This is a genomic window from Shinella zoogloeoides (assembly GCF_030733845.1).
Classification (GTDB): domain Bacteria; phylum Pseudomonadota; class Alphaproteobacteria; order Rhizobiales; family Rhizobiaceae; genus Shinella; species Shinella zoogloeoides_C.
This window is the reverse complement of record NZ_CP132311.1, coordinates 3248577-3260741: the sequence shown is the minus strand read 5'-3', so window position 1 is coordinate 3260741 and position 12165 is coordinate 3248577. Positions and strand designations below refer to the sequence as shown.

The following is a 12165-nucleotide window of genomic DNA, read 5'->3' as shown; positions in this document are numbered from 1 at the left end:
GAAAAGCGAAAACAAGGTATTTCGCAAGGCTCAGCCTTCGAGCACCGGCGCCGCCTCGCGGCGCATCTCGCGCGAATAATAGGCCCAGAACAGCCGCGCCGACACGCCGCGCCAGGGAGACCAGTTCGTCGCGATCCGGTCGAGTTCCTGCGGGCTCGGCCGCACGGCGAGACCGAACGCGTGGGCGACGGCATTTTGCAGCGCGATATCGCCGGAGGGAAAGATATCAGGATGGCCGGCGCAGAAGAGCAGGTAGACATCCGCCGTCCAGCGGCCGATGCCCTTGATCGCGGTCAGCCGGTGCGCTGCGGCCGAGGCCTCCATATGGCATATGGCGTCGAGGTCGAGTTCGCCGCGGTCGACGGCCTCGGCGGCTCGGCGCAGCGTTTCGGCCTTGGCACGCGACAGGCCGATGGTCCGGCAGGCCTCGTCGGAAAGCCCGAGGATGTGATGAGGGGTGATGTCGCCGGCCGCCTCTTCCAGCCGCCGCCAGATCGCATCGGCGCTTGCACGCGACACCATCTGCGCGACGATGATGCCGGCAAGGCCGCGATAGCCGGGCGGGAGGCGGCGCAGCGGCACGGGTCCGGCCTTGTCGATGATGGTGAAAAGGCGCGCGTCGAGCAGCGCGAGATCGACGAGACCCGCGGCGACATCCGCATCCGTCCTGATCATGTGCAATTGCATTTTTCCGAGCGGCCCTTGCGCTGGAGCATGTTGCGCGAAAGTGTGCAGCGGTTTTGCGGTGACAACATGCGACAAATCAAAAAAGTGTGACGCGACACGCCTCTTCATGCCAGAAGACCTCATGCCAAGTCCTTTGTCAAAACATCGCGTCTTTCGTTTTGCGCCGAGCCCGAACGGCCTCCTGCATCTCGGCCATGCGCTTTCGGCACTCCTGAACCAAGATCTCGCAGCCGCCTGCGGTGGCCGCTTCCTCCTGCGTATCGAGGACATCGACCCGGCGCGATCGCGCCCGGAATTCGAGGCGGCGATCTACCGCGATCTCGGCTGGCTGGGGCTCGATTGGGAGAAACCGGTGCGCCGCCAGTCGGAGCACCTCGCCTTCTACGGTGAGGCGCTGGAACGGTTGAAGGCGATGGGGGTGCTGTATCCGGGGTTCCTCAGCCGCGGCGAGGTGAAGTCGCGGGTCACAGCGCATGAGGCGGCGGGTGGCATCTGGCCGCGTGACCCGGACGGCGCGCCGCTTTATCCGACGGAGGAAAGGGCGCTCGACCGGGGGGAGGCGCTCGCCCGGATCGCGGCGGGCCGGCAGCATGCCTGGCGGCTCGACATGGACAAGGCGCGGGCGCTCGCGCCGGCGGCGCTCGACTGGTCGGAGGCGGGCCAAGGGCCGGAGGGCGAGACGGGTCTCGTCGCGGCGCGGCCGGAGCGGTGGGGCGACGTCATGCTCTCCCGGCCGGATGCGCCGGCGAGCTATCATCTTGCCGTCGTGCTCGACGATGCGGTGCAGGGCATTACCCACGTGGTGCGGGGGCAGGATCTCTTTCACGCGACGGCCGTGCATCGCCTCCTGCAAAGCCTGCTCGGCCTGCCCGCGCCGGCCTATCACCATCACGGGCTCGTGCCGGGGCCGGATGGGCGAAAGCTCTCGAAGAGCAACGAAGATACCGGGATTGCCGCCTATCGGGAAAAGGGCGTCTCACCTGCCGGCATTCGCGCCCTGCTCGCGGGCTATGGCTTCGTCCTCCATTGAGGCTTCCTCCATCGGCGGCTTCTTCACGCCTCGCACCCGGTCGAGGATGAGGTGCTTCACCCGGAACTTCATCAGGGCGGCGTTGATCTCGGCGCCGATGATGAAGATCGCCCCGACGATGTAGAGGAAGACCAGGGCGATCATGATCGAGGCGAGGCCCGCATAGGTCGAGACGTAGTTGGCGAAGGTCGCGAGATACGAGGCGAAGGCATAGGCGCCGATGCCCCAGAAGAGCAGCGTCAGCAGGATGCCGGGCAGCACGTCGGCGATCTTGCGGCGCCCGGCCGGCAGCCAGAGATGGGCGATCAGGAGGCCGATCAGAAGCACGAGCACGGTGCCGAAGAGACCCCAGCTTTCCACCCAGGAATAGAGATAGTTCAGCCAGGGCAGCCAGTCGCCGGTGGCGCGCACGGCCAGCGGCGCGGCGACGAGCACGATGCTGATGACGGCAAGTGCCAGGACCCCGGCAATGACGAAGCCGAGGCTGGCGAGGCGCGTCACGTACCAGTAGCGCGTCTCGGCCACCCGGTAGGCGCGGTTGAGCGAGATGCGCAGCGCCTCCACGCCGTTGGAGGCGAAATAAGCGGCGGCAAGCACCGAGAGCGTCAGCAAGCCGCCGCGCGGGATCGTCAGGACCGCGACGACTTCGCGGGAGATCGGGGCGGCGATCGATTCCGGCCAGGTGTCGAAGATGAGGTGCACGGCGGTCTCGGCGAACTGGTCCGCGCCGAGAAAGGAGCCGAGCGCCGTGCCGAAGATGAGGAAGGGAAAGATCGCGAGGAGCGTCGAAAGGGCGACATGGCTTGCCATTGCCCAGCCGTCGTCCTCGGAAAAATGCCAGATCGCATCGAAGACGACCTTGTAGACAAGGCGGATGGCGGTCGGCATCGGCGCTGCTCGTTTCCTTTGTGCGGCCGTCGCCGGCCGACTCTCATTGTCTCACGCTGGTGAATATGGGAAACGGATGCAGATTTGTACAGGAAACCGCCATGTCTTCTCCAAGCACGACACCGCAGCCGAGCATCATCGTCACCGGCTGCTCCTCCGGCATCGGCGCCCATTGCGCCCGTGCGCTGAAGGCGGAGGGCTGGCGGGTCTTCGCCACCGTGCGGCGCGAGGAGGACCTGGCACCGCTCGACACTGACGGCATCGAGGCGTTCCTGATGGACTATACGAAGCCGGAGACGATCGCGGCGCTCGTCGAGGCCGTGCTGGCGCGCACGGGCGGCCGGCTCGACGCGCTCTTCAACAACGGCGCCTATGGCCAGGCCGGTGCCGTGGAGGACCTTCCGGTGGAGGCTTTGCGCCTCCAGCTGGAAACGAACGTCATCGGCTGGCATGACCTGACGCGGCGAGTGATCCCGGTCATGCGCTGGCAGGGCCACGGCCGTATCGTGCAGTGCTCGTCGATCCTCGGCCTCGTGCCCTATCGCTGGCGCGGCGCCTACAATGCCTCGAAATTTGCGCTAGAAGGCCTGTCGCTCACCCTGCGCATGGAGCTTGCCGGTTCCGGGGTGCATGTCAGCCTCATCGAGCCGGGGCCGATCGAATCACGCTTCACCGCCAACGCGCTTATCCAGATCGAGAAACATATCGATGTCGAGAATTCGGTTCATGCCGCCGAATACCGCAGGCAGCTTCGGCGGCTGCGCGGCGAGGGCAAGCCGGCGCGCGGCAAGCTCGGGCCGGATGCGGTGCACGACGTCCTGCGCCATGCGCTGACGGCAAAGTCGCCGCGGCCGCATTACGTCGTGACCTCGCCGGCCAAGCAGGGCGTGCTTCTGAAGAAGCTGCTGCCGGCGGCGTTCTTCTACCGGCTGATCGGCAAGCTCGGCTGACGCGGCGCGGCGTCGCAGGTTTTCTCTGCGAAAACGCGTGCACTTTGCGCGGAAAACCCTATTTGAATAGGGCTGACAGAAATCAAACCGGATCGTGGGCATGTCTTCCTTCCTCACCTTCATGACCCTGCTCGTCATGGGCCTCGTCGCCATCGTGCTCGTGCGCGGTCTCGTCAACATGGCCAAGGGCGGCAGCGGCAACACGTCCAACAAGCTGATGCAGCTTCGCGTGCTCCTGCAGGCGATCGCCATCATCCTCATCATGCTGACCCTCTGGGTCACGGGCGGGGGGCGCGGCTGATGGTCAAGCTCAACAAGATCTACACCCGCACCGGCGACAACGGCACGACGGGCCTCGTCGCCGGGCCGCGCCGCAAGAAGCACGACCTGCGCGTCGTGTCCTACGGCGAGGTCGACGAGGCGAATTCCTGCATCGGCCTCGTGCGCCAGCATCTTACCGATCATCCGGCGCTGGACCGCATGCTGGTGCGCATCCAGAACGACCTGTTCGACCTCGGCGCCGATCTTGCTGCGCCGGAGACGGGCCGCAAGCTCGACTACGAGCCGCTGCGCATCGTGCAGGCGCAGGTGGACCGGCTGGAACAGGAAATCGACCAGCTCAACGCCGACCTCGAGCCGTTGCGCTCCTTCGTGCTGCCGGGCGGCACGCCCGCGGCGGCGGCGCTGCATCTGGCGCGCACCGTGGCGCGCCGGGCCGAGCGGCGCATCGTCGCCCTGCAGGACAGCGAGGGCGAAACGGTGTCGGCGGTGTCCGTCGCCTATATCAACCGCCTTTCCGATTTCCTCTTCGTCGCCGCACGCTGGGTGAACGACAAGGGGCGCACGGACATATTGTGGGTTCCGGGGCAGAACAGGTAAGCTCGTACCGAGCCAGAAAAATGCCGGCCGGGGAAGGGGACCCATGTTCATACCGCTGCATGACACGAATTCCCTAAAATACATCAAGGTCCAATATGTCACGATCAGCCTGATCGCGATCAACGTCGTCGTCTGGCTGGTGACGGGGCTTGCGGCGACGCAGTCCTTTTCCGATGCGACGGTGGTCGGCCTCGGCTATATCCCCGCGGTCGTCTTCGACTTCGCCGACCTGGAGCCGAGCCTGGTCCTGGTGCCTGAGAATGCGACTTACCTCACCTACGCCTTCCTGCACGGCGATTTGATGCATCTCGCCTCCAACATGCTGTTCCTCTGGGTGTTCGGCGACAATGTCGAGGATGCGCTCGGCCATTTCCGCTTCCTGCTCTTCTACCTTGCCTGCGCGGCCGCCGGCGCTCTCGTCCACGGTCTCGTGCAGCCCGATTCGGAGGCGCCGCTGATCGGCGCGTCGGGGGCGATTTCCGGGGTTGTGGCGGCTTACTTCTTGCTGCATCCGAAGGTGCGTGTCTGGGTGCTGGTGTTCTTCCGCATTCCCTTGCCGCTGCCGGCGGTCATTCCGCTCGCCTTCTGGATCGCCCAGCAATTCTACATGCTGCTGGTCGATGGCGACAGCGGCGTGTCCTGGGGCGCCCATGTCGGGGGCATCGTGGCGGGAGCCGTGCTCGTCCTCGTGCTGCGCCGGCGGGGCGTGCCGCTGTTCGACCGGACCATCGTGACGCCGAAGGCCGTGCGGCATGTGGAGGCGACGCCGGTGCCGGCCGAGGAGGCCGCCGCTCACTCGTCCGTTCCGCCCACCCACTGGGGGCGGTGACCGCGCACTGCAAACGAACAAATTGACGTGAACGTAAAGGTAATTTATAAGCCTTTCGTTTTCACGTGGGGAGGGTCCGTGATGCATTGTGTTTGGGGAAAAAACGCGTATCGATGTCGCCAACCGACAATCAGGGCGCCCCTGAAAGGCGCATTTTCCCTCGCGGGCATTTGAAGGAAGGAAGCCATGAAAATCCTGGTCCCTGTAAAGCGGGTCGTTGATTACAACGTTAAGATCCGCGTGAAGTCCGACGGCTCTGGTGTCGAGCTTGCGAACGTCAAGATGTCGATGAACCCGTTCGACGAGATCTCGGTGGAAGAGGCGTTGCGCCTGAAGGAAGCCGGCAAGGCGGAGGAAGTGGTCGTGGTGTCGATCGGCCCGGCCAAGGCCGAGGAGACGCTGCGCACGGCGCTCGCCATGGGCGCCGACCGCGCCGTTCTGGTCGAGACGGAAGACGCCGTCGAGCCGCTCGCCGTCGCCAAGATCCTCAAGGGCGTCACCGAGGCTGAGGCTCCCGGCCTCGTCATCGTCGGCAAACAGGCGATCGACGACGATTCCAACCAGACCGGCCAGATGCTGTCGGCGCTGCTCGGCTGGGCGCAGGCGACGTTCGCCTCGAAGGTCGAGATCGGCGACGGCAAGGCCGAGGTCACGCGCGAGGTCGACGGTGGCCTGCAGACCATCGAGGTCAAGCTTCCGGCCGTGGTCACCACCGACCTTCGCCTCAACGAGCCGCGCTATGCCTCGCTGCCGAACATCATGAAGGCGAAGAAGAAGCCGCTCGACAAGAAGACGCCCGCCGACTTCGGCGTCGACACGAGCCCGCGCCTGAAGGTGCTGAAGACCGAGGAACCGTCGGGCCGCAAGGCAGGCGTCAAGGTCAAGAGCGTCGCAGAGCTTGTCGACAAGCTCAAGAACGAAGCCGGCGTGCTGTAAGGCAGGAAAGGGAGAACACAACCATGGCCATTCTTCTTCTGGCAGATCACGACAATGCCCACCTTTCCGACCAGACGGCGAAAGCGCTGACGGCGGCATCGAAGATCGGTTCGGACGTGCATGTGCTCGTCGCCGGCAGCAATGCCAAGGCGACTGCCGAGCAGGCGGCAAAGCTCTCGGGCGTGACCAAGGTGCTCGTCGCCGACGATGCGAGCCTTGCCAACAACCTCGCCGAACCGCTGGCGGCGCTCATCGTGTCGCTCGCCGGCAACTACGACGCCATCGTCTCGGCCGCCACCTCGGTCGGCAAGAACGTCTTGCCGCGCGTGGCAGCGCTGCTCGATGTCGCGCAGGTCTCGGAGATCGTCGAGGTCGTCTCGGCCGACACGTTCAAGCGTCCGATCTATGCGGGCAATGCCATCCAGACGGTGCAGTCCACCGACGCCAAGAAGGTGATCACCGTGCGCACGGCGTCCTTCACGGCAGCCCCTGAAGGCGGCAGCGCGGCCATCGAGACCGTCTCGGCCGCCGCGAACCCCGGCCTCTCGACCCACGTCAAGGACGCGCTGTCCTCCTCCGACCGTCCGGAACTGACGTCGGCCAAGATCATTATCTCGGGCGGCCGGGCGCTGGGTTCGTCGGAAAAGTTCCAGGAGGTGATCCTTCCGGTCGCCGACAAGCTCGGTGCGGCCGTCGGCGCCTCGCGCGCGGCGGTCGATGCCGGCTATGCCCCGAACGACTGGCAGGTCGGCCAGACGGGCAAGGTGGTCGCGCCGCAGCTCTACATCGCCTGCGGTATTTCCGGCGCGATCCAGCACCTTGCCGGTATGAAGGACTCGAAGGTCATCGTGGCGATCAACAAGGACGAGGAAGCCCCGATCTTCCAGGTCGCGGACTACGGCCTCGTCGGCGATCTCTTCGATATCCTGCCGGAGCTGCAGAAGGCGCTCTGAGCCGACCCCGGTCCAACTTTGCGACGATGATTTCACTGGAAATATGCGTCGCGTGCCTTTATCACTTCACCGGGCCGGCCTGACCGGCCCGGTGTTTTTTTGCCCACGCAATGGGTGCGGGCTGACATGACGGGGCGATTGGCGCGATGATCATCAAGAACGTCGGTATTGTAGGTGCAGGCCAGATGGGGTGCGGGATCGCGCATGTCGCGGCCATGGCCGGATACAAGGTCCATATCTACGACCTGTCGCCCGAGCGCATCGAGGCCGGCCTTGCCACGATCAACGGCAACCTCGCCCGCCAGGTCTCGTCCGGCAAGATGTCCGACGAGGAGCGCAAGAAGGCGCTCGCTCTGATCAAGGGCTCCGCCGACATCAACGATCTTTCCGATGCCGATCTCGTCATCGAGGCGGCCACCGAGGACGAGACCGTCAAGCGCAAGATCTACGGCCAGGTCTGTTCCGTGCTGAAGCCGGAGGCGATGCTCGCCACCAACACGTCCTCGCTGTCGATCACCCGTCTCGCCTCGGCCACCGACCGGCCGGAGCGTTTCATGGGCATCCACTTCATGAACCCCGTTCCGGTCATGAAGCTGGTCGAGCTGGTGCGCGGCATCGCCACCGAGGAAGAGACCTTCTCCGCCGCCAAGGAATTCGTCGGCCGCCTCGACAAGACGATCACCGTCGCCGAGGACTTCCCGGCCTTCATCGTCAACCGCATCCTGCTGCCGATGATCAACGAGGCGATCTACACGCTCTACGAGGGCGTCGGCTCTGTGGAAGCCATCGACACGGCCATGAAGCTCGGCGCGAACCATCCGATGGGTCCGCTCCAGCTTGCTGACTTCATCGGCCTTGATACCTGCCTTTCGATCATGCAGGTGCTGCATGACGGGCTGGCGGATTCCAAGTATCGTCCGTGCCCGCTGCTGGTGAAATATGTCGAGGCCGGCTGGCTCGGCCGCAAGTCCGGCCGCGGCTTCTACGACTATCGCGGTGACGTGCCGGTTCCGACCCGCTGACCGGCGGAAGAATCCGCCAAGCCTGCCTTTCAGGGAAAAATGTTTCGCCTGTCATAAGAGCTATGACAGGCCATGCCTCGGATAGCGTTTGGCCGGCCGCTATTGTCTGCCCCAATTCTTCTCGCATTGGGGTTTCCAAATGAAACGTTTGCTCCTTCTCGGCGTGGCTCTCCTCGGCCTTGCCGCTCCGCTTTCCGCGCAGGCCGCCGACAAGCTGCTGAACGCCTCCTATGACGTGGCGCGCGAGCTTTTCGCGGCCGAGAACGAAGCCTTCGTGAAGGCGCATCCGGGCGTCACCGTTGATCAGTCGCATGCCGGCACCTCCAAGCAGGCGCGCGCCATCGTCGAGGGCCTGGAGGCCGATGTCGTGACCTTCAACCAGGTGACGGACATCGACTTCCTGGTGAAGAACGGTTTCGTCGCGGAGGACTGGCAGAAGAAGTTCCCGAACAACGCTTCGCCCTTCTACTCCTTCCCGTCCTTCCTCGTTCGCGCCGGCAACCCGAAGAACATCAAGGACTGGTCCGATCTTGCCCGCGACGACGTGAAGGTCATCTTCCCGAACCCCAAGACCTCGGGCAATGCGCGCTACACCTATCTCGCCGCGACGGCCTACGCCAAGGAAGCCTTCAAGAACGATCCGTTGAAGGTCGAGGAATTCGTCACCAAGATCTTCGACAACGTGCCGGTCTTCGACACCGGCGGCCGTGCGGCGACGACCACCTTCGTCGAGCGCGAGATTGGCGACGTCATCATCACCTTCGAGGCGGAGACCAAGTCGATCGCCAAGCAGTATGGCGCGGACAAGTTCGAGGGCGTCGTTCCCTCCGTCTCGCTGCTCGCGGAATTCCCGGTCGCCGTGGTCGACAAGGTGGCCGACGCTCACGGCAGCCGTGACCTCGCCAAGTCCTATCTCGACTTCCTTTATGCGCCCGAGGGCCAGAAGATTGCCGCCGAATTCGGCCACCGCGTCCTCGACGAGAAGGTTGCCGCCGAGTTCAAGGACCAGTTCCCGGAAATCCGCCTCGTGAACGTCGACGACGTCTTCGGCGGCTGGAAGAAGGTCTCCGAGGAGCACTTCTCCGAAGGCGGCACGCTGGACAAGATCTACGGCAGCCGCTGATCCATCCATTTCGTTTCTGACGACCGGCGGGTGAAAGCCCGCCGGTCGTGACATGAAAAGTATCGCGCCATTCCGGATGGAACGCCGCCGCGCACTTTTCCTGGAATTGCTTGAGAAAGGAACGCCCGTTGAGACGGCGTGTACTGCCCGGATTGCCGCTCGCGCTCGGCATAACCCTCGTCTACGTGGCCATCATCGTGGTGCTGCCGCTGGCCGCGCTCATTTTCAAGGCGGCGAGCCTGGGGCCGGAAGACTATTGGCGCATCATCTCGTCCGAACGCGCCTTTGCCAGCTACCGCGTGACGGTGCTCTGTGCGCTGGCCGCCACCGTCTTCAACCTGTTCTTCGGCCTGTCGCTTGCCTGGGTGCTGGTGCGCTACCGCTTCCCCGGCCGTCGCCTCGTCGACGCGCTGGTGGACCTGCCCTTCGCGCTGCCGACGGCGGTCGCGGGCATCGCGCTTACGACGCTCTTCGCCACCAACGGCTGGTTCGGCGGGCCGCTGTCGCTTCTCGGCATCAAGGTCGCCTATACGCCGCTCGGCATCATCGTCGCCATGAGCTTCACCAGCATTCCCTTCATCGTGCGCACGGTGCAGCCGGTGCTGGAAGAGCTCGATCCGGCGCTGGAGGAAGCGGGGCAGACGCTCGGCGCCAGCGACCTCTCCATCTTCGTCGGCGTCATCCTGCCGCTTCTGACGCCGGCGCTTCTGGCCGGCGTGTCGCTCTCCTTCGCGCGCAGCCTCGGCGAGTTCGGCGCCATCATCTTCATCGCCGGCAACCAGCCGTTCTCGACGGAGATCACCGCGCTCCTCGCCTTCATTCGGCTCGAGGAATACGACTATCCGGCCTCCGCCGCGATCGCCTCGGTCATGCTGCTGACGGCCTTCGTGATGCTCGCAGTCACCAACCTGATGCAGGCCCGCGCCCTGCGCTATACGGCGAGGGGCTGATCATGGCGCACCATGGCAAGGGAAAGCCGCCGCGCGTCGGCGACAACACGCTCTTCCGCCGCAGCCTGCTGGCAGTCGTCCTCGTGCTCGTCGGGCTGATGATCGTCGCGCCGCTCATCGTTATCGCCGTCGAGGCCTTTTCGCGCGGCGTCGGCTATTTCGCCGAATCCATCGCCGATCCGGATACGCGCCATGCCATCCTGCTGACGGTCATCACCGCGCTCATCGCCGTGCCGATCAATACAGTGTTCGGCGTGGCGGCGGCCTGGGCGATCACCAAGCACGATTTCCGCGGCAAGCGGCTGCTGACCGTCGTCATCGAGCTGCCCTTCTCCGTCTCGCCCATCGTCGCGGGCGTCTCCTATCTCTTCGTCTACGGCCTGCAGGGCTTGTTCGGCCCGGCGCTGCAATCGGCGGAGATAAAAATCCTCTTCGCACTGCCGGGCATCGTGCTGGCCAGCATGTTCGTGACGGCGCCCTTCGTGGCGCGCGAGCTGATCCCGCTCATGCAGGCGCAGGGCCGCGATCTGGAGGAAGCGGCGACGTCGCTCGGCGCGAGCGGCTGGCGCACCTTCCTCTCGGTTACGCTGCCGAACATCAAATGGGCGCTGCTCTACGGCGTGGTGCTGTGCAATTCGCGCGTGATGGGCGAGTTCGGCGCCGTCTCGGTCGTCTCGGGCAATATCCGCGGCCAGACGAACACGCTGCCGCTGCATATCGAATTGCTCTACCACGACTACAACGCGGCCGGCTCCTTTGCCGCCGCATCCATTCTCGCCGGCCTTGCCATCGTCACGCTCATCGCCAAGGTGGCGCTCGAGCGGCAGGGCGCGGGCCGCGTCCAGCGTCCTTCCGCCCTCTCGGGCGCAGACAGCATCACCCCGGAGGTAAAACCGTGAAGATCCGCCTCGACAACGTGGTCAAGGAGTTTCAGACCTTTCGCGCCGTGCACGGCGTGTCGCTGGAGATCGAGAGCGGCGAGCTGGTCGCGCTGCTCGGCCCGTCCGGCTCCGGCAAGACGACGATCCTGCGCATGGTTGCCGGCCTCGAATATGCCGATGGCGGGGCGATCTATTTCGGCGAGGAGAACGCCACCGACATTCCCGTTCGCGAGCGCGGCGTCGGCTTCGTCTTCCAGCATTATGCGCTTTTCCCGCACATGACGGTGGGCGAGAACATCGCCTTCGGCATGAAGGTCTCGAAGGTGAAGCGCTCGCCGCAGGCGATCGCCGAGCGCGTCAGGGAACTGCTCGACCTCGTGCAGCTCGGCGGCCTCGCGGATCGCTTCCCCGGCCAGATCTCCGGTGGCCAGCGCCAGCGCGTGGCACTGGCCCGGGCGCTCGCCGTCGACCCGCGCGTGCTGCTGCTCGACGAACCGTTCGGCGCGCTCGATGCCAATGTGCGGCGGGACCTGCGCCGCTGGCTGCGCAAGATCCATGACGAGCTTGGCATCACCACGCTCTTCGTGACGCACGACCAGGAGGAGGCGCTGGACCTCGCCGACCGGGTCGTCATCCTCAACAAGGGGAAGATCGTGCAGGAGGGCACGCCCGAAGCGGTCTGCCGCACGCCGGCCGATGCCTTCGTGATGAATTTCCTCGGCGACGCCAACCGACTCGACGCGGATATCCGCGGCGGCAAGGCCTATGTCGAGGACGTGGCCTTCGAGGCGGACGGCGTTGCCGACGGCAGCGGCCAGATCCTCTTCCGTCCGACGGATGTCACCTGGCGCGAGGATGGGCATGGCATCGCCGCCAAGATAGTGCGCGTCATCGACCGGCCGGATTCGCGCCGCGTGCTCGCGATGACCGGCAGCGGCCAGCCGGTGGAGTTCGACACCGCGCCGGAATTCCCGCATCGCAAGGGGGATGCCGGCTTCATCGGCATCCGCCGCCCGCGCGTCTATGCTGCGGCGTGA

The 12165-nt window shown here is 65.2% G+C and carries 14 protein-coding genes; 12 read left to right on the top strand and 2 right to left on the bottom strand.

Annotated elements, in window-relative coordinates; all coding sequences use genetic code 11:
- Positions 1-30 precede the first annotated feature (30 nt).
- On the bottom strand, positions 31-681 hold the full coding sequence (locus Q9316_RS16975) for a DNA-3-methyladenine glycosylase family protein (protein WP_306032740.1): 651 nt from the start codon (positions 679-681) through the stop codon (positions 31-33).
- Between the two features lie 127 nt (positions 682-808).
- Between Q9316_RS16975 and gluQRS the strand changes: the two genes are divergently transcribed.
- On the top strand, positions 809-1717 hold the full coding sequence (gene gluQRS, locus Q9316_RS16970; protein WP_371877931.1) for a tRNA glutamyl-Q(34) synthetase GluQRS: 909 nt from the start codon (positions 809-811) through the stop codon (positions 1715-1717).
- Here gluQRS and Q9316_RS16965 read toward each other — a convergent pair.
- Positions 1664-2605 (bottom strand): YihY/virulence factor BrkB family protein, encoded by a 942-nt coding sequence (locus tag Q9316_RS16965; RefSeq protein WP_306032738.1) that lies wholly within the window; start codon positions 2603-2605, stop codon positions 1664-1666. The genes gluQRS and Q9316_RS16965 overlap by 54 nt on opposite strands.
- 101 nt (positions 2606-2706) lie before the next feature.
- On the opposite strand from Q9316_RS16965, the gene Q9316_RS16960 reads away from it, so the two are divergent.
- The 11 genes from Q9316_RS16960 to Q9316_RS16910 all read left to right on the top strand — a co-directional run bounded on the left by Q9316_RS16960 (position 2707) and on the right by Q9316_RS16910 (position 12165).
- Entirely contained in the window at positions 2707-3555 is an 849-nt protein-coding gene (locus tag Q9316_RS16960) for an SDR family oxidoreductase (RefSeq protein ID WP_306032737.1), read from the top strand.
- A gap of 100 nt (positions 3556-3655) precedes the next feature.
- Positions 3656-3856 (top strand): twin transmembrane helix small protein, encoded by a 201-nt coding sequence (locus Q9316_RS16955; protein ID WP_306032736.1) that lies wholly within the window; start codon positions 3656-3658, stop codon positions 3854-3856.
- A complete protein-coding gene (locus Q9316_RS16950) occupies positions 3856-4434 on the top strand; it encodes a cob(I)yrinic acid a,c-diamide adenosyltransferase (protein WP_306032735.1) in 579 nt (192 codons plus the stop codon). Before Q9316_RS16955 ends, Q9316_RS16950 begins: the two co-directional genes overlap by 1 nt.
- Before the next feature lie 43 nt (positions 4435-4477).
- Positions 4478-5263, top strand: a complete 786-nt coding sequence (locus Q9316_RS16945; RefSeq protein WP_306032734.1) for a rhomboid family intramembrane serine protease — start codon at positions 4478-4480, stop codon at positions 5261-5263.
- 186 nt (positions 5264-5449) lie between these two features.
- On the top strand, positions 5450-6199 hold the full coding sequence (locus tag Q9316_RS16940) for an electron transfer flavoprotein subunit beta/FixA family protein (protein WP_306032733.1): 750 nt from the start codon (positions 5450-5452) through the stop codon (positions 6197-6199).
- 23 nt (positions 6200-6222) lie between these two features.
- Positions 6223-7152, top strand: coding sequence for an electron transfer flavoprotein subunit alpha/FixB family protein (locus Q9316_RS16935; protein ID WP_306032732.1), 930 nt, complete (start codon positions 6223-6225; stop codon positions 7150-7152).
- A gap of 146 nt (positions 7153-7298) precedes the next feature.
- Positions 7299-8174, top strand: a complete 876-nt coding sequence (locus tag Q9316_RS16930) for a 3-hydroxybutyryl-CoA dehydrogenase (RefSeq protein ID WP_306032731.1) — start codon at positions 7299-7301, stop codon at positions 8172-8174.
- 139 nt (positions 8175-8313) lie between these two features.
- A complete protein-coding gene (cysP, locus tag Q9316_RS16925) occupies positions 8314-9297 on the top strand; it encodes a thiosulfate ABC transporter substrate-binding protein CysP (RefSeq protein ID WP_306032730.1) in 984 nt (327 codons plus the stop codon).
- A gap of 128 nt (positions 9298-9425) precedes the next feature.
- Complete coding sequence (cysT, locus tag Q9316_RS16920; RefSeq protein WP_306032729.1) at positions 9426-10247, top strand: sulfate ABC transporter permease subunit CysT; 822 nt, start codon at positions 9426-9428, stop codon at positions 10245-10247.
- A 2-nt stretch (positions 10248-10249) separates the two neighbouring features.
- Positions 10250-11146, top strand: coding sequence for a sulfate ABC transporter permease subunit CysW (gene cysW / locus Q9316_RS16915; RefSeq protein WP_306032728.1), 897 nt, complete (start codon positions 10250-10252; stop codon positions 11144-11146).
- Entirely contained in the window at positions 11143-12165 is a 1023-nt protein-coding gene (locus Q9316_RS16910) for a sulfate/molybdate ABC transporter ATP-binding protein (RefSeq protein WP_306032727.1), read from the top strand. Before cysW ends, Q9316_RS16910 begins: the two co-directional genes overlap by 4 nt.